Annotated in this window: 32 protein-coding genes; all 32 read right to left on the bottom strand. The window is 49.7% G+C overall.

Features of this window, described 5'->3' with window-relative positions:
- Window positions 1-111: 111 nt before the first annotated feature.
- The 32 genes from dsbD to tuf all read right to left on the bottom strand — a co-directional run bounded on the left by dsbD (window position 112) and on the right by tuf (window position 18,410).
- Window positions 112-1,956 (bottom strand): protein-disulfide reductase DsbD, encoded by a 1,845-nt coding sequence (gene dsbD, locus Q7T66_RS15305; RefSeq protein WP_304933793.1) that lies wholly within the window; start codon window positions 1,954-1,956, stop codon window positions 112-114.
- Window positions 1,949-2,290 (bottom strand): divalent-cation tolerance protein CutA, encoded by a 342-nt coding sequence (gene cutA, locus Q7T66_RS15310; RefSeq protein WP_304933792.1) that lies wholly within the window; start codon window positions 2,288-2,290, stop codon window positions 1,949-1,951. The genes dsbD and cutA overlap by 8 nt, the downstream gene beginning before the upstream one ends.
- A 205-nt stretch (window positions 2,291-2,495) precedes the next feature.
- Entirely contained in the window at window positions 2,496-2,891 is a 396-nt protein-coding gene (gene rplQ / locus Q7T66_RS15315) for a 50S ribosomal protein L17 (RefSeq protein ID WP_112990616.1), read from the bottom strand.
- A 148-nt stretch (window positions 2,892-3,039) separates the two neighbouring features.
- Window positions 3,040-4,017: a DNA-directed RNA polymerase subunit alpha gene (gene rpoA / locus Q7T66_RS15320; RefSeq protein ID WP_304933791.1), complete on the bottom strand. Its 978-nt coding sequence runs from the start codon at window positions 4,015-4,017 to the stop codon at window positions 3,040-3,042.
- A 94-nt stretch (window positions 4,018-4,111) separates the two neighbouring features.
- Complete coding sequence (gene rpsD / locus Q7T66_RS15325) at window positions 4,112-4,735, bottom strand: 30S ribosomal protein S4 (protein WP_304933790.1); 624 nt, start codon at window positions 4,733-4,735, stop codon at window positions 4,112-4,114.
- Window positions 4,736-4,905: 170 nt separating this feature from the next.
- Window positions 4,906-5,310, bottom strand: coding sequence for a 30S ribosomal protein S11 (rpsK, locus tag Q7T66_RS15330; RefSeq protein WP_011872507.1), 405 nt, complete (start codon window positions 5,308-5,310; stop codon window positions 4,906-4,908).
- 43 nt (window positions 5,311-5,353) lie between these two features.
- Window positions 5,354-5,719 carry a 30S ribosomal protein S13 gene (rpsM, locus tag Q7T66_RS15335; RefSeq protein WP_112990612.1) on the bottom strand — a complete coding sequence of 122 codons (366 nt, stop codon included), beginning with the start codon at window positions 5,717-5,719 and terminating at the stop codon, window positions 5,354-5,356.
- A 29-nt stretch (window positions 5,720-5,748) separates the two neighbouring features.
- The gene (gene rpmJ, locus Q7T66_RS15340; RefSeq protein WP_012081231.1) at window positions 5,749-5,862 is read right to left on the bottom strand and encodes a 50S ribosomal protein L36; all 114 of its coding nucleotides are present in this window, start codon (window positions 5,860-5,862) and stop codon (window positions 5,749-5,751) included.
- A 36-nt stretch (window positions 5,863-5,898) separates the two neighbouring features.
- Window positions 5,899-6,117 carry a translation initiation factor IF-1 gene (gene infA, locus Q7T66_RS15345; protein WP_014004414.1) on the bottom strand — a complete coding sequence of 73 codons (219 nt, stop codon included), beginning with the start codon at window positions 6,115-6,117 and terminating at the stop codon, window positions 5,899-5,901.
- A 20-nt stretch (window positions 6,118-6,137) separates the two neighbouring features.
- Window positions 6,138-7,469 carry a preprotein translocase subunit SecY gene (secY, locus tag Q7T66_RS15350; protein WP_304933789.1) on the bottom strand — a complete coding sequence of 444 codons (1,332 nt, stop codon included), beginning with the start codon at window positions 7,467-7,469 and terminating at the stop codon, window positions 6,138-6,140.
- A 25-nt stretch (window positions 7,470-7,494) separates the two neighbouring features.
- Window positions 7,495-7,926: a 50S ribosomal protein L15 gene (rplO, locus tag Q7T66_RS15355; RefSeq protein ID WP_011872510.1), complete on the bottom strand. Its 432-nt coding sequence runs from the start codon at window positions 7,924-7,926 to the stop codon at window positions 7,495-7,497.
- Between the two features lie 26 nt (window positions 7,927-7,952).
- A complete protein-coding gene (gene rpmD / locus Q7T66_RS15360) occupies window positions 7,953-8,132 on the bottom strand; it encodes a 50S ribosomal protein L30 (RefSeq protein WP_304778476.1) in 180 nt (59 codons plus the stop codon).
- 10 nt (window positions 8,133-8,142) lie between these two features.
- Window positions 8,143-8,661, bottom strand: a complete 519-nt coding sequence (gene rpsE / locus Q7T66_RS15365) for a 30S ribosomal protein S5 (RefSeq protein WP_304933788.1) — start codon at window positions 8,659-8,661, stop codon at window positions 8,143-8,145.
- 12 nt (window positions 8,662-8,673) lie between these two features.
- A complete protein-coding gene (rplR, locus tag Q7T66_RS15370; protein ID WP_304933787.1) occupies window positions 8,674-9,036 on the bottom strand; it encodes a 50S ribosomal protein L18 in 363 nt (120 codons plus the stop codon).
- Window positions 9,037-9,045: 9 nt separating this feature from the next.
- Window positions 9,046-9,579, bottom strand: a complete 534-nt coding sequence (rplF, locus tag Q7T66_RS15375) for a 50S ribosomal protein L6 (RefSeq protein ID WP_304933786.1) — start codon at window positions 9,577-9,579, stop codon at window positions 9,046-9,048.
- Window positions 9,580-9,589: 10 nt separating this feature from the next.
- The gene (gene rpsH / locus Q7T66_RS15380; RefSeq protein ID WP_304933785.1) at window positions 9,590-9,985 is read right to left on the bottom strand and encodes a 30S ribosomal protein S8; all 396 of its coding nucleotides are present in this window, start codon (window positions 9,983-9,985) and stop codon (window positions 9,590-9,592) included.
- A gap of 14 nt (window positions 9,986-9,999) precedes the next feature.
- Window positions 10,000-10,305 carry a 30S ribosomal protein S14 gene (rpsN, locus tag Q7T66_RS15385; RefSeq protein ID WP_304933784.1) on the bottom strand — a complete coding sequence of 102 codons (306 nt, stop codon included), beginning with the start codon at window positions 10,303-10,305 and terminating at the stop codon, window positions 10,000-10,002.
- Between the two features lie 7 nt (window positions 10,306-10,312).
- A complete protein-coding gene (gene rplE, locus Q7T66_RS15390) occupies window positions 10,313-10,852 on the bottom strand; it encodes a 50S ribosomal protein L5 (RefSeq protein WP_304933783.1) in 540 nt (179 codons plus the stop codon).
- Between the two features lie 6 nt (window positions 10,853-10,858).
- Window positions 10,859-11,173 (bottom strand): 50S ribosomal protein L24, encoded by a 315-nt coding sequence (gene rplX / locus Q7T66_RS15395; RefSeq protein ID WP_304933782.1) that lies wholly within the window; start codon window positions 11,171-11,173, stop codon window positions 10,859-10,861.
- A 9-nt stretch (window positions 11,174-11,182) separates the two neighbouring features.
- The gene (gene rplN / locus Q7T66_RS15400) at window positions 11,183-11,551 is read right to left on the bottom strand and encodes a 50S ribosomal protein L14 (protein ID WP_304933781.1); all 369 of its coding nucleotides are present in this window, start codon (window positions 11,549-11,551) and stop codon (window positions 11,183-11,185) included.
- Between the two features lie 224 nt (window positions 11,552-11,775).
- Complete coding sequence (gene rpsQ / locus Q7T66_RS15405; RefSeq protein WP_011872520.1) at window positions 11,776-12,048, bottom strand: 30S ribosomal protein S17; 273 nt, start codon at window positions 12,046-12,048, stop codon at window positions 11,776-11,778.
- Window positions 12,048-12,239, bottom strand: a complete 192-nt coding sequence (gene rpmC, locus Q7T66_RS15410) for a 50S ribosomal protein L29 (RefSeq protein ID WP_304933780.1) — start codon at window positions 12,237-12,239, stop codon at window positions 12,048-12,050. Before rpmC ends, rpsQ begins: the two co-directional genes overlap by 1 nt.
- Before the next feature lie 11 nt (window positions 12,240-12,250).
- Window positions 12,251-12,670 carry a 50S ribosomal protein L16 gene (rplP, locus tag Q7T66_RS15415; protein WP_304933779.1) on the bottom strand — a complete coding sequence of 140 codons (420 nt, stop codon included), beginning with the start codon at window positions 12,668-12,670 and terminating at the stop codon, window positions 12,251-12,253.
- 2 nt (window positions 12,671-12,672) lie between these two features.
- The gene (gene rpsC / locus Q7T66_RS15420; protein WP_304933778.1) at window positions 12,673-13,527 is read right to left on the bottom strand and encodes a 30S ribosomal protein S3; all 855 of its coding nucleotides are present in this window, start codon (window positions 13,525-13,527) and stop codon (window positions 12,673-12,675) included.
- Window positions 13,528-13,536: 9 nt separating this feature from the next.
- On the bottom strand, window positions 13,537-13,869 hold the full coding sequence (gene rplV / locus Q7T66_RS15425; RefSeq protein WP_181666429.1) for a 50S ribosomal protein L22: 333 nt from the start codon (window positions 13,867-13,869) through the stop codon (window positions 13,537-13,539).
- A complete protein-coding gene (gene rpsS / locus Q7T66_RS15430; protein WP_112990599.1) occupies window positions 13,866-14,141 on the bottom strand; it encodes a 30S ribosomal protein S19 in 276 nt (91 codons plus the stop codon). Before rpsS ends, rplV begins: the two co-directional genes overlap by 4 nt.
- 9 nt (window positions 14,142-14,150) lie before the next feature.
- On the bottom strand, window positions 14,151-14,978 hold the full coding sequence (gene rplB, locus Q7T66_RS15435; RefSeq protein WP_112990598.1) for a 50S ribosomal protein L2: 828 nt from the start codon (window positions 14,976-14,978) through the stop codon (window positions 14,151-14,153).
- Window positions 14,978-15,295, bottom strand: coding sequence for a 50S ribosomal protein L23 (rplW, locus tag Q7T66_RS15440; RefSeq protein ID WP_112990597.1), 318 nt, complete (start codon window positions 15,293-15,295; stop codon window positions 14,978-14,980). The genes rplB and rplW overlap by 1 nt, the downstream gene beginning before the upstream one ends.
- Window positions 15,292-15,912 (bottom strand): 50S ribosomal protein L4, encoded by a 621-nt coding sequence (rplD, locus tag Q7T66_RS15445; RefSeq protein ID WP_304933777.1) that lies wholly within the window; start codon window positions 15,910-15,912, stop codon window positions 15,292-15,294. The genes rplW and rplD overlap by 4 nt, the downstream gene beginning before the upstream one ends.
- A 3-nt stretch (window positions 15,913-15,915) precedes the next feature.
- The gene (rplC, locus tag Q7T66_RS15450) at window positions 15,916-16,590 is read right to left on the bottom strand and encodes a 50S ribosomal protein L3 (protein ID WP_304933776.1); all 675 of its coding nucleotides are present in this window, start codon (window positions 16,588-16,590) and stop codon (window positions 15,916-15,918) included.
- A 207-nt stretch (window positions 16,591-16,797) separates the two neighbouring features.
- Entirely contained in the window at window positions 16,798-17,130 is a 333-nt protein-coding gene (rpsJ, locus tag Q7T66_RS15455) for a 30S ribosomal protein S10 (protein ID WP_011872529.1), read from the bottom strand.
- An 89-nt stretch (window positions 17,131-17,219) separates the two neighbouring features.
- The gene (tuf, locus tag Q7T66_RS15460; RefSeq protein ID WP_304933985.1) at window positions 17,220-18,410 is read right to left on the bottom strand and encodes an elongation factor Tu; all 1,191 of its coding nucleotides are present in this window, start codon (window positions 18,408-18,410) and stop codon (window positions 17,220-17,222) included.
- Window positions 18,411-18,413: the final 3 nt, after the last annotated feature.

Here is an 18,413-nt window from a genome sequence, read left to right as displayed (position 1 = left end):
GATTGCAATCACTAAAGTCTGACTATAGCTGCGTCAGACTGTTTTCCCAACGACAAATATCAACTATACAAATAACGAGAAGCTATGATCATAGCGCAATGCGTGCGAGATTTAGAATTGCTTGATGAGCGCCAATGACTGAGTAAATTTGTCCGCTTTTTGAAATCCGATGACACGGCCACCGCGAATTTCCTGACCATTCTTGTCGAAGAAAATAATTCCCGGCGGGCCGAATAGATTGAAGCGACGCAATAGTTCTTTATCGTGTGCATCGTTCGCAGTGACATCGACTTGCAGTAAAACCATATCGGCGAATTGTGTTTGCACGCGCGGATCGGTAAAGGTCAATTTTTCCATCTCTATGCAGGAGACACACCAGTCTGCATAAAAATCCAGCATCACATTTTTGCCATGCGCTTTGGCAATTGCGGCATCCAGATCAGCCGCTGTTTTTACACGAGTGAATGCTGCGTGCTGGATGCCGTCATTCCTCAAATGCGCTAGCGGCGCCAGTGCATCGCGGCCACCGGTTGCTACGCCGACTAATTGAAGTAATCCAAGCGCGGCGAAAACCAGTCCGACAGCTTTCGAGATCCACCCACCCTTTGCGGCCCACAGTAGGTACGCGCCATAAGCAATGCCAAGCGCAGCCCATGCAATCATTTGCACCGCATCAGGAATGATCGGCGAGACCATCCAGACGGCGAGTCCCAGCATCAACACGCCAAAGAAACTCTTGACCGCATTCATCCACGATCCTGCCCGCGGCAATAAAGCACCGGCAGATACGCCAACCAGCAACAAGGGCACACTCATGCCGTTCGCCATCGCGAACAAAGCGCTACCGCCAACGACGACATCACGCGTTTGACTGATGTAGACCAAGGCGCCTGCCAGCGGTGCAGCGACACATGGGCCGACGATCAAGGCCGATATCGCGCCCATGACAAAAACGCCGAATAGTTTTCCCGCTGTTTGTTGCGACGATGCGCGCGTCAATCTGTTTTGCACAGATGCATGCATTTGCAAGTGGTAGACATCAAACATCGATAGTGCGAGGCCGACCATCAAAATCGCGAATGCGCTCAGCACCCACGGATTCTGTAATGCGGCCGACAAGCCCTCGCCCACCAATCCTGCAGCAATACCGAGGCATGTATAAACCAAAGCCATACCGAGCGAATACACAGCCGCCAGCAACAAGCCGCGACTACGTTTTACCTGAGCGCCTTCGCCAACAATGATGCTCGATAAAATCGGCACCATAGGCAATACGCAGGGCGTGAATGCCAAGCCCAAGCCGAGCAAAAGGAAGAGAGGCAGAATTGCCAGTAACTTGCCACTTTGCAGCGAACGCTCTATGCGCCCCATATCTGAATCCAGAACTACATTCGCACTTGACGACTCGCTCAGAGAAGACACCTCCACGCTCTGCTGTCCACTAACAGATGCATCGCCTTTAACAGACAGCGTCGCGCTTGAATCCATAGGCGAATAGCACAAGCCTTTGTCCGAACAGCCCTGGCTAGTGGCGGTCAACGTAAAGCGTCCATTGCCTTGAACGGGTATGCGTATCGTCACGCTATTGCGATACGTCTCCACATCTTTCTGGAAGGTTTCATCGAATTTGATTTTGCCTGCAGGGATTTGCGGTTCGCCTAAAGTCGCATTGTTCGCTTTGAAGGCAAAGCGTTCGCGATACATGTAATAGCCATCTGCAATCACGTAGGTGACCGCTACGGTTTGCTCATCCAGCATGCGAGCGGAAAATTTAAATGCCACTTCAGGCGCGAGGAATTCTTCATCGGCGTGCGCCGTGAAAGGCAACGTGCACAACAGGACAAACACTGCGACAACACGGGCTAAGGTCGCACCTGCTTGCGATATTTTGCGCTTCTGCTGGCTGTAGCAGAAACGATGCGAAGCGCACAAGCGAGACAACAAATTCTTAAGCATTCCGTTCCTTACTTGTTTCCTGCTTGATCCAATCCAGATATGCCGGCAAGCCATCGACAATCGGAATGGCAATAATCTCTGGCACGGCATATGGATGTGCGGTCTTGATTGCGGCTTCTAACTCAGCGTAATGCGCGGCAGTCGTTTTGATTTGCATCGCCACTTCGCGCGCCTCTTCAACTTGGCACTCCCAACGATAAATCGAACGCATCGCGGGCAATATATTGACGCATGCTGCCAGTCGTCGTTCGACTAGCAAGCGCGCCAATTGTTCTGCGAATTCTTCATTTGGTGCGTTGCTTAAAACCAGCAGGGCTTGAGACGCTAGCGACATAATGAAAATGACACGGTTAAGTATCGATGGTGATTGAAGGACTCATAGTAAGTGCCATCAAATTATCTGCGCTTACCTCTATAGTTAGGCCCTCTATCTTGCCACAAACAACGCTGCATAAAAGCCTCGCCACAAAAGCAAAAGCCAGGCAATGCCTGGCTTTTGTTGTACATGCAATCGCGTTTGCGATTACTTGCTGATTGGCTTAATCGCCTGTGTTGTCTTCAACAGCTTCAGTGATTTCTGGACGATCGACCAGTTCAATAAATGCCATAGGAGCGTTGTCACCAGCGCGGAAACCCATTTTCAAGATACGCAGGTAACCACCATTGCGGTTTGCGTAACGTGGGCCGAGTTCTGCGAACAGTTTGACAACCATTTCGCGATCGCGCAGACGGTTAAACGCCAAACGTTTGTTAGCCAGGCTGTCGGTTTTGCCGAGGGTCAGGATCGGTTCGATCACGCGACGCAGCTCTTTAGCTTTTGGCAATGTGGTTTTGATTGCTTCGTGACGCAGCAACGAAACAGTCATGTTGCGCAACATTGCGAGACGATGGGAAGAAGTACGATTTAATTTACGAAGGCCGTGACGGTGACGCATGGTAATTCCTTTCAGTTTTTGAGTTTAAATCCAGTTCTTCTATCGACAATGCATAGTGCAATGACGCGGACCGGTATCTATATTTTTTAAGACGGCAGATTTTACACCAAAATTCATTGGGACAGAGGTACCTCTGTCCCGACAAAAATTACTTCTCCAAACCAGCTGGCGGCCAGTTTTCGAGTTTCATGCCCAAAGTCAAACCACGCGACGCCAGAACTTCTTTGATTTCATTCAAAGATTTACGGCCGAGGTTAGGCGTTTTGAGCAGTTCGTTTTCGCTACGTTGGATCAAATCACCAATGTAGTAAATGTTTTCTGCTTTGAGGCAGTTAGCCGAACGAACTGTGAGTTCCAGATCATCAACTGGGCGCAACAAGATAGGATCAACTGCTGGTGCACGTGAAGGTGCATCTGCAGGTGCTTCTGTGCCTTCCAGCGCAGCGAACACATTCAACTGATCAACCAGAACGCGCGCCGATTGACGAATCGCTTCTTCAGGGGTGATCACGCCGTTGGTTTCGATGTTGATAACCAGTTTGTCCAAATCGGTACGTTGTTCAACGCGAGCCGATTCAACAGCGTACGAAACGCGGCGAACTGGCGAAAACGATGCGTCCAGAATGATACGACCGATAGTTTTGTTGGTGTCTTCTGACAAACGACGAACGTTACCTGGCACATAGCCACGGCCTTTTTCGACTTTGATCTGCATGTCGAGTTTGCCGCCGGCTGTCAAATGAGCAATCACGTGATCTGGATTGACCAGCTCAACATCATGTGGCAATTCGATATCGGATGCGAGAACAGCGCCTTCGCCTTCCTTTTTCAAGATCAGTGTGACGTCGTCGCGGTTGTGCAGCTTGAACACAACGCCTTTCAAGTTCAACAACATATCTACGACGTCTTCTTGTACGCCGTCAATAGAGGAATATTCATGGACGACACCGGCGATCGATACTTCTGTCGGCGCGTAGCCAACCATCGAAGACAACAGGACGCGACGCAGTGCGTTACCCAAGGTATGGCCGTAGCCACGTTCAAATGGCTCCATCACGACTTTAGCGTGACCAGGACCGAGTACTTCGACTTCAATAATACGTGGCTTCAACAAACTGTTTTGCATGAAATGTCCTTTTCAATACCCTCGGCTCATTACACCGATAAGGCTGATGGCATGACGAAAAAAGCCCACCAGATGGTGGGCCCGGAATTCAAAATTAACGTGAATACAATTCGACGATCAACGATTCGTTGACGTCTGCAGCGATTTCGCTACGATCTGGAACGGACTTGAAAGTACCTTCCATTTTTTTCGAATCAACTGCTACCCATGAAGGCATGCCGATTTGTTCAGCCAGTGACAGTGCTTCAACAATACGCACTTGCTTTTTCGATTTTTCACGAACAGCAACGATGTCGCCTGGTTTGACTTGGTACGAAGCGATGTTGACAACGATACCGTTGACGGTGAACGCTTTGTGCGAAACCAATTGACGGCCTTCAGCACGTGTCGAACCAAAGCCCATGCGATACACGACGTTATCGAGACGGCCTTCGAGCAATTTCAACAATGTTTCGCCGGTGTTGCCTTTACGGCGATCGGCTTCAGCGAAGTAGCGACGGAACTGACGTTCCAGGACGCCGTACATACGTTTTACTTTTTGTTTCTCACGCAATTGATTGCCGTAGTCAGAGGTACGAGCACCGGAAGTGCGACCATGTTGACCAGGTTTCGAATCAAGTTTGCATTTCGAGTCCAGCGAACGACGTGCGCTTTTCAGGAAAAGGTCGGTACCTTCACGACGGGAGAGTTTTGCTTTAGGTCCAATATAACGTGCCACGAGAATTTCCTTTAGATAATGACGCCCCGAATGAATCTTCTAACGAAAACCAATTCATTGAGCGCTAGTCTGATCAATCTGCAATCAGACGGTGGGCTTACTAAGAACAAAACCCGCCAAGGTCATTGGCGGGTAGATAACGGCACAACTACGTCCGTTGAAACGAATGCTTAGATACGACGACGCTTAGGTGGGCGGCAACCGTTATGTGGCACTGGTGTGACATCTTGAATCTGGGTAATTTTGATACCAAGATTGTTCAATGCACGAACCGAAGATTCACGACCTGGGCCTGGGCCTTTGATACGCACTTCAAGGTTCTTGATACCGCATTCGATCGCGACTTTACCAGCGGCTTCTGCTGCAACCTGCGCTGCAAACGGGGTCGATTTACGCGAACCTTTAAAGCCGGCACCGCCAGACGTTGCCCATGACAGCGCATTGCCTTGACGATCGGTGATCGTGATGATGGTGTTATTGAAAGACGCGTGGATGTGCGCGATGCCTTCAGCAACGTTCTTTTTAACTTTTTTACGCACACGTGCTGCTGCGGCGTTATTAGGTGCTTTTGCCATAATTCTTTCCTTGAATCCGACGACTAGTCAAACTGCGCTTGGATTATTTTTTCAGCGATTGAGCTGCTTTACGCGGACCCTTGCGAGTACGAGCGTTTGTACGTGTACGTTGACCACGGCAAGGCAAGCCTTTGCGGTGACGCATACCACGATAGCAACCCAAGTCCATCAGGCGCTTGATGTTCATCGAGATTTCACGACGCAGATCGCCTTCAACGATGAATTTTGCTATCTCATCGCGCAGCTTTTCCAGCTCGTTATCGTCCAGATCTTTAACCTTTTTAGTGGTCAGAACACCTGTTGTGTCGCAAATTTTTTGCGCACGTGGGCGGCCAATACCATAGATAGCTGTGAGGCCGATTACGGTATGTTGATGATTGGGTACGTTTACCCCTGCGATACGTGCCATTCGTTATTCCTCAAATCAATAACGTTAAATTAACCTTGGCGCTGCTTATGACGCGGTTCGATGCAAATTACTCGAACGACGCCCTTGCGCTTGATGATCTTACAGTTGCGGCAGATCCGCTTAACTGATGCGAGCACTTTCATTTTTGCCCTCTTTCTTACAGTTGATTCGTTTTAAAGTTACTTAGTACGGAACACAATACGTGCCCTACTTAGATCATAAGGTGTCAACTCAACCGTCACCTTGTCGCCAGGCAGAATGCGGATATAGTTCATGCGCATTTTTCCTGAAATATGACCAAGCACTATGTGCCCATTTTCCAACTTGACTCTAAATGTCGCGTTTGGGAGATTTTCTAGAATCTCCCCCTGCATTTGAATTACGTCGTCTTTTGCCATTCGTTTCGTTTTCCTCGCGCTTAACGCGTCGGAATCCCGCCCTTGAAGTTCGCTTTGCGAAGCAACGATTCATACTGCTGAGACATCACGTAGTTTTGAACTTGCGCCATGAAATCCATCGTTACCACAACAATAATCAACAGCGATGTACCACCAAAGTAAAACGGTACTTTCCAACGAGCAATCAGAAACTCAGGTAACAAACAAACCAGCGTAATGTAGACCGCGCCAGCTAACGTCAACCGAGTCAAAATCTTGTCTATGTAACGAGCGGTTTGATCGCCAGGACGAATACCTGGAACAAACGCACCACTCTTCTTCAAATTATCGGCTGTCTCTTTGCTGTTGAATACCAAAGCGGTATAGAAGAAGCAGAAGAAAACAATCGCAGCAGCATACAACAACGCATGTATCGGTTCGCCCGGCGCCATCGATGCAGCCAAATCTTTCAGGAAACGAACAAACGGACTGGTCGTTTCGCCTGATGTGAACCAACTCGTAATCGTCGCCGGGAACAGAATGATCGACGAAGCGAAAATTGGAGGAATCACACCAGCCATATTCAGCTTCAGTGGCAAATGACTACTTTGACCACCGTAAATTTTGTTACCAACTTGACGCTTGGCGTAGTTCACCAGAATCTTGCGCTGACCGCGTTCAATGAACACAACCAGATAGGTAACCGCTGCAACTACCAGACAGATCAGAATCGCCGACAATGCATTCATTGAACCGGTGCGAACCAATTCAAACAAACCGGCAACTGCTGTAGGCAAGCCTGCTGCAATACCTGCAAAAATGATGATCGAGATACCGTTACCCAAGCCGCGTTCGGTAATTTGCTCGCCCAACCACATCAAAAACATCGTGCCAGTAACAAGCGTAATCACTGTTGTCAAACGAAACGCCATACCTGGATCAATGACCAGATTTGCTTGCGATTCCAATGCAACAGCAATACCCAAGCCTTGGAAAGTCGCCAGCAACAACGTGCCGTAGCGCGTGTACTGCGTGATTTTCCGACGGCCAGCTTCGCCTTCTTTTTTCAACGCTTCCAGCTGCGGTGACACTACCGACATTAACTGCATGATGATCGATGCAGAAATGTACGGCATGATGCCGAGTGCAAATACTGTGAAGCGGGACAATGCGCCACCAGAGAACATGTTAAACATGCCCAAGATGCCGCCTTGATTTTGCTTGAACAACTGCGCCAATTCGTCTGGGTTAATACCCGGAACAGGAATGTGCGCGCCGATGCGGAATACTACCAACGCACCGAGCAGAAACCACAGGCGATTCCACGGAAAACCAGTAGAAGCGCCTTTAGCAAGCTGAGGAGTAGTTGCCACTATTTACTCCGTTATCAGACTAAACTTAAGCAACCGAACCGCCAGCGGCTTCGATCGCTGCTTTTGCGCCTTTGGTCGCGATCAGGCCTTTGAGTGTCACTTTTTTAGTGAGCTCACCGGACAAGATAACGCGAACTACGCGTGCCAGTTCACCGATAACGCCGGCTTGTTTCAATGCCAGAATATCGATTTCCGTTACTGGCAATGCTTCCAAATCGGACAAGCGAACTTCTGCTTTGTACGGTGTTGCCAGCGATTTGAAACCACGCTTAGGCAAACGACGTTGCAAAGGCATTTGACCGCCTTCGAAACCGACTTTATGGAAACCGCCTGAACGGGATTTTTGACCTTTGTGACCACGGCCGGCTGTCTTGCCCAGACCGGAGCCGATACCGCGACCAACGCGACGCTTGTAATGCTTGGCGCCGTCTGCAGGTTGAATAGTATTCAATTCCATGATGTTCTCCGTGCGTAAGCCGAGGCTTACGACACTACTTTCACGAGGTACGATACTTTGTTAATCATGCCGCGCACTGACGGTGTGTCTTCCAACTCGGATACCGAGTTGATACCGCGCAGGCCGAGGCCACGAACGGTAGCACGATGTGTTTCACGTGTGCCGATCAGACCCTTAACCAATGTAACTTTAACTGTCTTTGCCATTGTGTTCACCTTAGCCCAGAATTTCTTCGACAGACTTGCCGCGTTTAGCTGCAATTTCCGAAGCGGTATTCATTTTTGCCAAGCCTTCCAACGTCGCACGAACCATGTTGTAAGGGTTGGTCGAGCCAGTGGATTTAGCCACTACGTTCGTCACGCCCATTACTTCAAAAATTGCGCGCATTGGACCGCCAGCAATCACACCAGTACCGTCTTTAGCTGGCAGCATCAAAACTGATGACGCGCCGTGCTTGCCGGTAACCATGTGCTGCAAAGTACCGTTTTTCAACGTCACTTTGATCATTTTGCGGCGTGCTTCTTCCATTGCTTTCTGTACGGCTACTGGCACTTCTTTCGATTTGCCTTTACCCATACCGATGCGGCCATCGCCATCACCAACGACTGCAAGTGCTGCGAAACCCATGATACGACCACCCTTGACCACTTTGGTCACACGGTTGACCGCGATCATTTTTTCGCGCATGCCGTCGTCCGGCTTGTCGCTTTGCATTTTCGATTGCATTTTTGCCATGACGATTTTTCCTTAGAACTTCAGACCAGCTTCACGCGCAGCTTCAGCAACTGCTTTAACGCGGCCGTGATAACGGAAACCGGAGCGATCGAACGCAACTTCGGCGATTCCTGCTTTCAGTGCTTTTTCTGCAACGCGCTTGCCAACCAAAGCAGCAGCAGCGACATTGCCGCCAACACCAGTTTGTCCAGCCAACTCTTTACGCACTTCAGCTTCAAGCGTCGAAGCAGATGCCAAAATTTGGGCGTCCGGTCCGATGATGCTTGCGTAGATGTGCAAGTTGGTACGATGCACTGCCAGGCGAACCACCTTCAACTCGGCAATCTTGGCCCGAGTTTGGCGTCCGCGGCGCAGACGTGATTGTTTCTTATCCATCGTCAACCCTTACTTCTTCTTGGTTTCTTTAATCACAACCACTTCGTCCGAATAACGAACGCCCTTGCCTTTATAAGGCTCAGGACTGCGGTATGCGCGGACTTCAGCAGCCACTTGACCAACTTGCTGGCGGTTGATGCCTTTGATCAGGATCTCGGTTTGCGTCGGTGTTTCCACTTTTACGCCTGCTGGCATTTGGTGTACTACAGGATGCGAGAAACCCAACGAAAGGTTCAGCTTGTCACCTTGCGCAGCGGCACGATAACCAACACCAACCAACGTCAATTTTTTTTCAAAGCCTTTGGTAACACCATTGACCATGTTGTTGACGAGAGCGCGAATCGTACCCGACATCGCATTTGCTTCGCGACTGTCGTTAGCGGCTTTGAAACTCAAAGTACCGCTGTTATTTTCGATTTGCACCAGGCCGCTCAACGACTGGGTCAAAGAGCCCAATGGACCTTTAACTGTGATTTGCGCTGCTGTGATGGTCGCTTCCGCGCCACTAGGCAGTGCAACTGGCATTTTACCTACACGAGACATCTTGTGCTCCTTAGGCGACGTAGCAAATAACTTCGCCACCGACACCGGTTGCGCGCGCTTTGCGGTCAGTCATGACACCTTTTGGTGTCGACACAATCGCCACACCCAAGCCGTTCATAACGTTTGGAATGTCATCTTTGCCTTTGTAGACGCGCAACCCTGGACGGGAAACACGCTCCAAACGCTCGATAACTGGACGACCGGCGTAATATTTCAAACCGATTTTCAGTTCTGCTTTACCAGCATCTTCTGTCACGGCGAAGTCTTCAATGTAACCCTCGTCACGCAGGACGTTGGCGATGGCAATCTTGACTTTTGACGAAGGCATTGCTACCGACGTTTTTTGAACAACTTGCGCATTGCGGATACGGGTCAGCATATCGGCGATAGGATCGCTCATACTCATTGCTTATTCTCCTATTACCAGCTGGCTTTAGTCATACCGGGAATTTCGCCACGCATGGCGCATTCACGGAGCTTAATACGGCCCAAACCGAACTTACGGAAAGTGCCACGCGGGCGACCGGTGATCGAGCAACGGTTACGTTGACGAGTAGGAGCCGAGTTACGTGGCAACGCCTGCAATTTCAGGCGCGCTTCGTAGCGCTCTTCTTCCGACTTCGATTGGTCATCAATGATTGCCTTCAACTCAGCACGTTTGCCAGCGAATTTCTTCACCAGGTCTGCACGCTTTTGTTCACGGTTAATCAGTGCCAGTTTTGCCATGGCAACCTCAGTTTCTGAACGGAAATTTAAATGCGGCGAGAAGCGCTTTTGCTTCTTCGTCGGTCTTTGCAGTTGTCGTGATACTGATATTCATACCACGCAACACGTCAATCTTGTCGTACTCAATTTCGGGGAAAATGATCTGCTCTTTCACACCGATATTGTAATTGCCACGACCATCGAATGCCTTGCCCGAGATACCACGAAAATCGCGCACACGTGGCAACGCAACTGTGATGAAACGATCAAGGAATTCATACATCTGAGCGCCGCGCAAAGTCACCATACAACCGATTGGATAACCCTCACGAATTTTGAAACCCGCAATCGCTTTACGCGCTTTGGTCACAACCGGTTTTTGACCTGCAATCTTGGTCAAGTCGCCAACTGCGTGCTCGATGATCTTTTTGTCCGCAATCGCTTCCGACAAACCCATATTCAGGGTGATCTTCAGGATACGCGGAACTTCCATTACCGATTTGTACGCGAATTTCGCGGTCAAATCGCCAACGACTTTTTCTTTATAGAATTCTTGGAGACGGGCCATGATCTCTTAAACCTTAACGACTTCGCCGCTTGACTTATAAACGCGGACTTTTTTACCGTCCACATCTTTAAAGCCAGCACGATCTGCCTTGCCAGTTGCTGCATTGAACAACGCAACATTCGACACATGAATTGGCATCAACTTATCGACGATGCCACCAGTTGAACCTGTCATCGGGTTAGGCTTGGTCGCTTTTTTAGCAACGTTCACACCGTCAACAACCAGGTAATTAGCGTCAACGCGACGTTGTACAACACCGCGTTTGCCTTTGTCTTTGCCAGTTAGCACAATGACTTCGTCGCTTTTACGAATCTTATCCATCACGACTCCTTACAGAACTTCAGGGGCGAGAGAAACGATTTTCATGAAGCGCTCAGTGCGCAATTCACGTGTAACCGGTCCAAAAATACGCGTACCAATTGGCTCCAGCTTTGCATTCAGCAAAACTGCTGCATTGCTGTCGAACTTGACCAGGGAGCCATCTTGACGACGAACACCTTTGGCAGTACGCACAACAACTGCGTTATAAATTTCGCCTTTTTTCACGCGACCACGTGGCGCAGCAACTTTGACGGTGACTTTAATCACATCGCCAATGCTTGCGTAACGGCGCTTTGAACCGCCGAGCACCTTGATGCACATAACTTCGCGAGCACCCGTGTTGTCGGCTACTTCGAGCCGGCTTTCAGTTTGAATCATATGTTTTCTTTCCCAACTTAACCCGCTCTTGCACACGATGTGCATTTGCAGTCAGTCTTGGTCCCGGCAGCCTGCCGAAAGCAGTCTGATGAGGTGGACGATTTTCAAAACTTCAATTAACGCAAGTTCTGCGCTAAAACTTTTACTGCAGCTATCGCAACCGAAAGATTGCAACAGCGAAGCCCGCTATTATTACACCGAAATAGCGGGCCCGCAACAACTAATTAAACTATTTGTGCTGCTTGTACAACGCGTGTCACGGTCCAAGCTTTAGTCTTGGAGATAGGACGACCTTCTTGAATCTCGACCGTATCGCCAGCTTTTGCTTGGTTGCCTTCATTGTGCGCGTGATACTTATTCGAACGCATAATGATTTTGCCGTACAAAGGATGCTTGACGTGACGCTCGATCAACACGGTTACTGTCTTGTCCATCTTGTCAGATACGACTTTGCCAATCAACGTACGCTTCAGCGCTTGTTTTACTTGATCGTTCATTATTTGGCGTCCTTCTGTGTCATAACCGTTTTGACGCGTGCGATGTCGCGACGTACTTTTTTCAGCTGCGATGTATTGTTCAGCTGTTGCGTTGCTATCTGCATACGCAGACCGAACTGCGCTTTCAGCAGATCGTTCAGTTCTTTGGTCAAAGCCGCTTGGTCTTTGCCTTGGAGTTCAGATGTTTTCATGTTCATCCCTATCATTGTCCGACTTGACGGACGACGAACTTGGTCAACAGCGGCAGTTTAGCTGCAGCTAACCGGAACGCTTCGCGTGCCAGAGTTTCGTCAACGCCGTCCATCTCGTACAACATTTTGCCTGGCTGAATTTCAGCCACGTAGTATTCCGGATTACCCTTACCGTTACCCATACGGACTTCAGCAGGTTTGTTCGAAATTGGCTTGTCTGGGAAAATACGAATCCAGATACGGCCACCACGTTTGATGTGACGCGTCATTGCACGACGAGCCGCCTCAATTTGGCGCGCTGTAATACGACCGCGACCAATAGCTTTCAAACCGAATTCACCAAACGAGACGGCAGTGCCGCGCGAGTGAGAAATACCGGTATTACGGCCTTTTTGCTCTTTACGATATTTTCTGCGTGCTGGTTGCAGCATGATTATTCTCCTGCTTTCTCAGCCGAAACAGCACCGTCAACAGCGGCATCCGGCTTTTTAGCACGAACACGTTTAGCAGCTGGAGCCGCGCCTGGTGCAGCAGCTGCTGCAGTTGGTGCGCCTTCTGGGCGTGCTGTACGTGGACGGCTGCTTGGTTTGCCATCATCGCGGCGTGGGCCACGACGTTTGGTGTCATCTTCTTTAGTCAGGTCGACTGGTGGTTCGCCGCTAGGCAAACGATCACCTTTGTAAACCCAGACTTTGATACCGATGATGCCGTACGTTGTTTCAGCCTCGCCGAAACCGTAGTCAATCTCAGCGCGCAATGTGTGAAGTGGTACGCGACCTTCGCGATACCATTCTTTACGTGCGATCTCGATACCGTTCAAACGACCGGACGACATGATCTTGATACCTTGTGCGCCGAGGCGCATCGCGTTTTGCATCGCACGCTTCATTGCACGACGGAACATGATGCGTTTTTCCAATTGCTGTGCAATCGAATCAGCGATCAATTGTGCGTCGGTCTCTGGCTTACGAATTTCTTCGATATTCACATGAACCGGCACGCCCATCATTTTTGTCAGCGCGGATTTCAATACTTCGATGTCTTCGCCTTTTTTACCGATCACGACGCCTGGACGTGAGCTGTAAATAGTGATGCGAGCATTTTTTGCTGGACGCTCAATAATAACGCGACCAACAGAAGCATTCTTCAGCTTGGTTTTCAGGTATGCGCGAACTTTGAGATCTTCGTTCAGCATGGTGGCAAAATTACTATTGCCAGCGTACCAACGTGATGCCCAGTTGCGTGTAACCGAAAGACGGAAACCGGTTGGATGTATCTTCTGTCCCATCGTGACTCCTTAGTTACCGACAGTCACGTATATGTGACAGGATTGTTTAGAGATACGATCACCCCGGCCTTTAGCGCGTGCTGTGAAGCGCTTCAGGATCGGGCCCTTTTCGACATAGATCGTTTTCACGAACAATTCGTCGATATCTGCGCCGTCATTGTGTTCGGCATTCGCGATTGCGGATTCCAGAACACGTTTGATGATCGCAGCACCTTTTTTAGGGCTGAACTGCAGAAGATGCAGAGCGGCGTCAACTTTCTTGCCGCGGATTTGATCCGCAACGAGACGACCCTTCTGATCCGACAGGCGCACGCCTTTGAGGATAGCTTTAGTTTCCATTATTTCTTAGCCTTCTTGTCAGCAGCGTGGCCCTTGAACGTACGGGTCAGCGCGAATTCGCCAAGCTTGTGACCAACCATGTTTTCCGACACATAAACAGGCACGTGTTGCTTGCCGTTATGTACCGCGATCGTCAAGCCGATAAAGTCAGGCATGACTGTCGAACGACGGGACCAGGTTTTGATTGGCTTTTTGTCTTTGTTCGCTTGCGCGGCTTCGACTTTTTTCACCAGATGGGCGTCGCAAAACGGCCCTTTTTTTAATGAACGTGTCATGTCTTATCCTTATTTCTTACCGCGGCGCGAGACGATCATAGAAGTCGTGCGCTTGTTGCGACGCGTCTTCTTACCTTTAGTCTGCTGGCCCCATGGTGATACTGGATGACGACCTGCTGCCGTTTTGCCTTCACCACCACCGTGTGGGTGATCGACCGGGTTCATGACCACACCGCGAACGGTAGGACGAACACCACGCCAGCGCATCGCACCTGCTTTACCGATTTTACGCAAGCTGTGTTCGGCATTGCCGACTTCACCTACGGTTGCACGGCATTCAACGTGGATACGACGAACTTCGCCAGAGCGCAAACGAACTTGAGCGTAAGTACCTTCACGTGCCATCAACACAACGCCAGCGCCGGCTGTACGTGCAATTTGAGCACCTTTGCCTGGCAACATTTCGACGCAATGCATGATAGTACCGACAGGGATATTACGGATAGGCAAGCAGTTACCCGATTTGATCGGCGCTTCCGAACCATTCATCACTTGATCGCCAACGGCCATGCCTTTGGTTGCAATGATGTATTGACGCTCACCATCCGCATACAACACCAACGCGATGTTTGCCGTGCGGTTTGGATCGTATTCAATACGTTCCACTTTCGCAGGGATAGCATCTTTAGTGCGTTTGAAGTCGATAACACGGTAATGCTGCTTGTGACCACCACCGATATGACGGGTAGTGATGTGACCGTTGTTGTTACGGCCAGCAGTTTTCGATTTCTTTTCGATCAGGCCTGCGAATGGGCGGCCTTTGTACAGGTCGGCATTGACGACCTTGACCATACCGCGACGACCAGGCGAGGTCGGCTTGACTTTAACGAGTGCCATTATTTAGCCTCCTCGGTGAAGTTGATTTCTTGACCAGGCTTCAGGCAGACAAACGCACGACGTGTGTGATTGCGACGACCATTGAAGCGACCTGAACGTTTTTGCTTACCTTGACGATTGGCAACTTGAACAGATTCAACTTGAACCTTGAACAGCAACTCAACCGCAGCCTTGATTTCAAGCTTGGTAGCGTCCGGCATTACGAGGAAAACGACTTGTTCGTTTTTTTCAGCAACGAAAGTTGCCTTCTCGGAAATGACTGGCGCCAACAATACTTTCATCAAGCGTTCTTCACTATGTTTCAGAATCGCGCTCATGCCAGCATCTCCTCAATCTTGGCCAACGCCAATTTCGTGATCAGGATCTTCTTGTAGAAGACCAACGAAACTGGATCAGCATGACGTGGCTCGCAAATCAGCACGTTAGGCAGATTGCGCGATGCCAACAACAGGTTTTCATCCAGGCTATCAGTAATGACAAGCACGGAATCCAGACCCATATCTTTCAATTTTTGCGACAAGAGCTTGGTCTTTGGCGCATCAACTGACAGGCTTTCGATTACGGAGAGACGACCTTCGCGAGCCAACTGCGAGAGGATCGAGCAGAGACCTGCGCGATACATCTTTTTGTTAACTTTGTGCGAGAAGTTTTCATCAGGCGAGTTCGGGAAAATCCGACCGCCGCCGCGCCACAAAGGCGATGACGACATACCAGCACGAGCACGGCCCGTACCTTTTTGACGCCAAGGTTTTTTGGTGGTGTGATGAACTTCTTCACGATCTTTTTGTTTGCGATTACCGCTGCGTGCGTTGGCTTGATAGGCAACGACGACTTGGTGAATCAGCGCTTCGTTGTAGTCGCGACCGAAAATAGTATCCGGCGCAGCAACGTTCGAAGACGATTGACCTTGGTCATTCAGGAGCTTGAGTTCCATGAATTAAGCCCCCTTCTTTGCTTTGGTTTTAATAGCCGGCGAGACAATCACCTGACCATTTTTCGCACCAGGAATCGCACCCTTAACCAGCAACAGCTGGCGATCAGCATCAATACGAGCGATCTCAAGGTTTTGAATTGTGCGATTCACGTCACCCAAGTGACCAGTCATGCGCTTACCAGGAAAAACGCGACCTGGATCTTGCGCCATACCGATGGAGCCTGGGACATTATGCGAACGTGAGTTACCGTGGGTTGCACGACCAGAAGAGAAGTGATAACGCTTGATAACACCAGCGTAACCCTTACCGATAGTCACGCCTTGCACGTCTACTTTTTGACCGACTTCGAACAGACTGGCAGCGATAACATCGCCGACCTTCAATTCGGAAGCAGCAGTAGCAGCAATACGGAATTCTTTGAGGACGGTACCGGCTTCAACACCTGCTTTGGCATGATGGCCAGCAGAAGCTTTATTTACACGAGAAGCACGGCGGCTACCGAAAGCAACTTGGACAGCCGAATAACCATCGACGTCAGGCGTTTTGATTTGCGTCACACGATTGTTTGAAACGTCAACCACGGTAACAGGAATCGAATCCCCATCATCCGTGAAAATACGCATCATACCAACCTTGCGACCAAGCAGGCCTTGGCCTTTATCTTGGTTTTGGTTCATTTTTTCTCCATTCCCACCTACGATTGGGCGGGGCTGATATATAAAACAACTTAAACTACGAATTTGATGAGAATTCCAATTGGGAATCCTCAGCGAAGCCCGAGATTATAACCGGTGAACAGCCCTTCCACAACATCTAAATGCGTGAATTGTTGTTCCCCAGCGTATAAATGCGGGACATTTCTGCCCCGCATTATCAAAAACAAATTATTGCAGTTTGATTTCTACATCAACGCCAGCAGGCAAATCCAGTTTCATCAATGCATCAACTGTTTTATCTGTAGGATCAACGATGTCCATCAAGCGAACGTGCGTACGAATTTCGAACTGATCGCGCGATGTTTTGTTGACGTGCGGCGAACGCAAAACGTCAAAACGCTGAATACGTGTTGGCAATGGAACCGGGCCTTTTACAACCGCGCCAGTGCGTTTTGCTGTTTCAACGATTTCGAGTGCCGATTGATCGATCAAACGATAGTCGAATGCTTTCAGACGAATACGGATCTTTTGGTTTGGAGCTGATTTCGGTGCTGTAGACATGTTCATTCCTTAAAAGAGCGAACCGCGAGTGAGTGAACACTCGCGGCGATAGTAAATGGCGTTATGCCAAATCGTTTATTGCTTACTGATTACTCAATAATTTTAGCAACAACACCGGCGCCGACGGTACGACCGCCTTCGCGAATCGCGAAGCGCAGACCTTCTTCCATCGCGATCGGGTTGATCAACATCACGGTAATCGAGACGTTGTCGCCTGGCATAACCATTTCTTTGTCTTTCGGCAACTCGATCGAACCAGTTACGTCCGTTGTACGGAAGTAGAACTGTGGACGGTAGTTGTTGAAGAATGGTGTATGACGGCCGCCTTCATCTTTCGACAGAACGTAGATTTCGCCTGTGAAATGTTTGTGCGGTTTGATCGAGCCTGGTTTTGCCAGAACTTGACCACGTTCTACGTCTTCACGCTTGGTGCCGCGCAACAGTACGCCGACGTTGTCGCCTGCTTGACCTTGGTCGAGCAATTTACGGAACATTTCAACGCCGGTGCAAGTAGTTACTTGGGTGTCGCGAATACCAACGATTTCCAGTGCTTCACCAACTTTGACGATACCGCGTTCGATACGACCGGTAACAACTGTACCGCGACCTGAGATCGAGAATACGTCTTCTACTGGCAACAGGAAGGCGCCGTCTACTGCGCGTTCTGGTGTTGGGATGTAGGTGTCGAGTGCATCAGCCAGCGCCATGATGGCTTGCTCGCCCAATGGACCGGTGTCGCCTTCGAGTGCCAACTTGGCCGAACCTTTGATGATAGGCAAGTCGTCGCCTGGGAATTCGTATTTCGAAAGTAATTCACGTACTTCCATTTCAACGAGTTCCAGCAGTTCTTCGTCATCAACCATGTCGCATTTGTTGAGGAAGACGATAACGTACGGCACACCAACTTGGCGCGCGAGCAAGATGTGCTCACGGGTTTGTGGCATTGGGCCGTCTGCTGCTGAGCAAACCAGGATCGCGCCGTCCATTTGGGCTGCGCCGGTGATCATGTTTTTAACATAATCAGCATGGCCTGGGCAGTCAACGTGCGCATAGTGGCGCGCTGCTGTTTCGTACTCAACGTGTGCTGTGTTGATGGTGATGCCGCGTGCTTTTTCTTCTGGTGCTGCGTCAATTTGATCGTACGCTTTTGCTTCGCCACCAAATTTTTTCGACAATACTGTCGCAATCGCTGCTGTCAGTGTGGTCTTGCCGTGATCGACGTGACCAATCGTGCCGACGTTGACGTGCGGCTTGGTCCGCTCGAATTTGCCTTTTGCCATTTT

It is taken from the genome of Herminiimonas sp. (assembly GCF_030655415.1).
Note: the sequence above shows the minus strand (reverse complement) of the source record. Positions and strands in the feature narration are given on the sequence as shown.

Excerpts from the sequence above, each read along its gene's own strand:
- rpsE (WP_304933788.1), bottom strand. The coding sequence starts at position 8,661 with ATGGCAAAAATGCAATCGAAAATGCAAAGCGACAAGCCGGACGACGGC.
- rplN (WP_304933781.1), bottom strand. The coding sequence starts at position 11,551 with ATGATTCAAACTGAAAGCCGGCTCGAAGTAGCCGACAACACGGGTGCT.
- rpsK (WP_011872507.1), bottom strand. The coding sequence starts at position 5,310 with ATGGCAAAAGCACCTAATAACGCCGCAGCAGCACGTGTGCGTAAAAAA.
- rpsS (WP_112990599.1), bottom strand. The coding sequence starts at position 14,141 with ATGACACGTTCATTAAAAAAAGGGCCGTTTTGCGACGCCCATCTGGTG.
- rplC (WP_304933776.1), bottom strand. The coding sequence starts at position 16,590 with ATGAACCAAAACCAAGATAAAGGCCAAGGCCTGCTTGGTCGCAAGGTT.
- rpsN (WP_304933784.1), bottom strand. The coding sequence starts at position 10,305 with ATGGCAAAACTGGCACTGATTAACCGTGAACAAAAGCGTGCAGACCTG.
- rplO (WP_011872510.1), bottom strand. The coding sequence starts at position 7,926 with ATGGAATTGAATACTATTCAACCTGCAGACGGCGCCAAGCATTACAAG.
- rplQ (WP_112990616.1), bottom strand. The coding sequence starts at position 2,891 with ATGCGTCACCGTCACGGCCTTCGTAAATTAAATCGTACTTCTTCCCAT.
- rplF (WP_304933786.1), bottom strand. The coding sequence starts at position 9,579 with ATGTCTCGTGTAGGTAAAATGCCAGTTGCACTGCCTAGTGGCGCGGAA.
- rplP (WP_304933779.1), bottom strand. The coding sequence starts at position 12,670 with ATGCTGCAACCAGCACGCAGAAAATATCGTAAAGAGCAAAAAGGCCGT.
- rpoA (WP_304933791.1), bottom strand. The coding sequence starts at position 4,017 with ATGCAAAACAGTTTGTTGAAGCCACGTATTATTGAAGTCGAAGTACTC.
- rpmD (WP_304778476.1), bottom strand. The coding sequence starts at position 8,132 with ATGGCAAAGACAGTTAAAGTTACATTGGTTAAGGGTCTGATCGGCACA.
- rpsC (WP_304933778.1), bottom strand. The coding sequence starts at position 13,527 with ATGGGACAGAAGATACATCCAACCGGTTTCCGTCTTTCGGTTACACGC.
- rplR (WP_304933787.1), bottom strand. The coding sequence starts at position 9,036 with ATGGATAAGAAACAATCACGTCTGCGCCGCGGACGCCAAACTCGGGCC.
- rpmJ (WP_012081231.1), bottom strand. The coding sequence starts at position 5,862 with ATGAAAGTGCTCGCATCAGTTAAGCGGATCTGCCGCAACTGTAAGATC.
- rpmC (WP_304933780.1), bottom strand. The coding sequence starts at position 12,239 with ATGAAAACATCTGAACTCCAAGGCAAAGACCAAGCGGCTTTGACCAAA.
- dsbD (WP_304933793.1), bottom strand. The coding sequence starts at position 1,956 with ATGCTTAAGAATTTGTTGTCTCGCTTGTGCGCTTCGCATCGTTTCTGC.
- rplX (WP_304933782.1), bottom strand. The coding sequence starts at position 11,173 with ATGGATAAGATTCGTAAAAGCGACGAAGTCATTGTGCTAACTGGCAAA.
- rplE (WP_304933783.1), bottom strand. The coding sequence starts at position 10,852 with ATGGCCCGTCTCCAAGAATTCTATAAAGAAAAAGTCGTTGGCGATTTG.
- rpsM (WP_112990612.1), bottom strand. The coding sequence starts at position 5,719 with ATGGCACGTATCGCAGGGGTAAACGTACCCAATCATCAACATACCGTA.
- rpsQ (WP_011872520.1), bottom strand. The coding sequence starts at position 12,048 with ATGAACGATCAAGTAAAACAAGCGCTGAAGCGTACGTTGATTGGCAAA.
- infA (WP_014004414.1), bottom strand. The coding sequence starts at position 6,117 with ATGGCAAAAGACGACGTAATTCAAATGCAGGGGGAGATTCTAGAAAAT.
- rplD (WP_304933777.1), bottom strand. The coding sequence starts at position 15,912 with ATGGAACTCAAGCTCCTGAATGACCAAGGTCAATCGTCTTCGAACGTT.
- cutA (WP_304933792.1), bottom strand. The coding sequence starts at position 2,290 with ATGTCGCTAGCGTCTCAAGCCCTGCTGGTTTTAAGCAACGCACCAAAT.
- rplB (WP_112990598.1), bottom strand. The coding sequence starts at position 14,978 with ATGGCACTCGTTAAAGTCAAGCCGACCTCGCCTGGTCGTCGCGGTATG.
- rpsH (WP_304933785.1), bottom strand. The coding sequence starts at position 9,985 with ATGAGTATGAGCGATCCTATCGCCGATATGCTGACCCGTATCCGCAAT.
- rpsJ (WP_011872529.1), bottom strand. The coding sequence starts at position 17,130 with ATGTCTACAGCACCGAAATCAGCTCCAAACCAAAAGATCCGTATTCGT.
- tuf (WP_304933985.1), bottom strand. The coding sequence starts at position 18,410 with ATGGCAAAAGGCAAATTCGAGCGGACCAAGCCGCACGTCAACGTCGGC.
- rplW (WP_112990597.1), bottom strand. The coding sequence starts at position 15,295 with ATGAGCGCGATTCTGAAACATAGTGAAGAACGCTTGATGAAAGTATTG.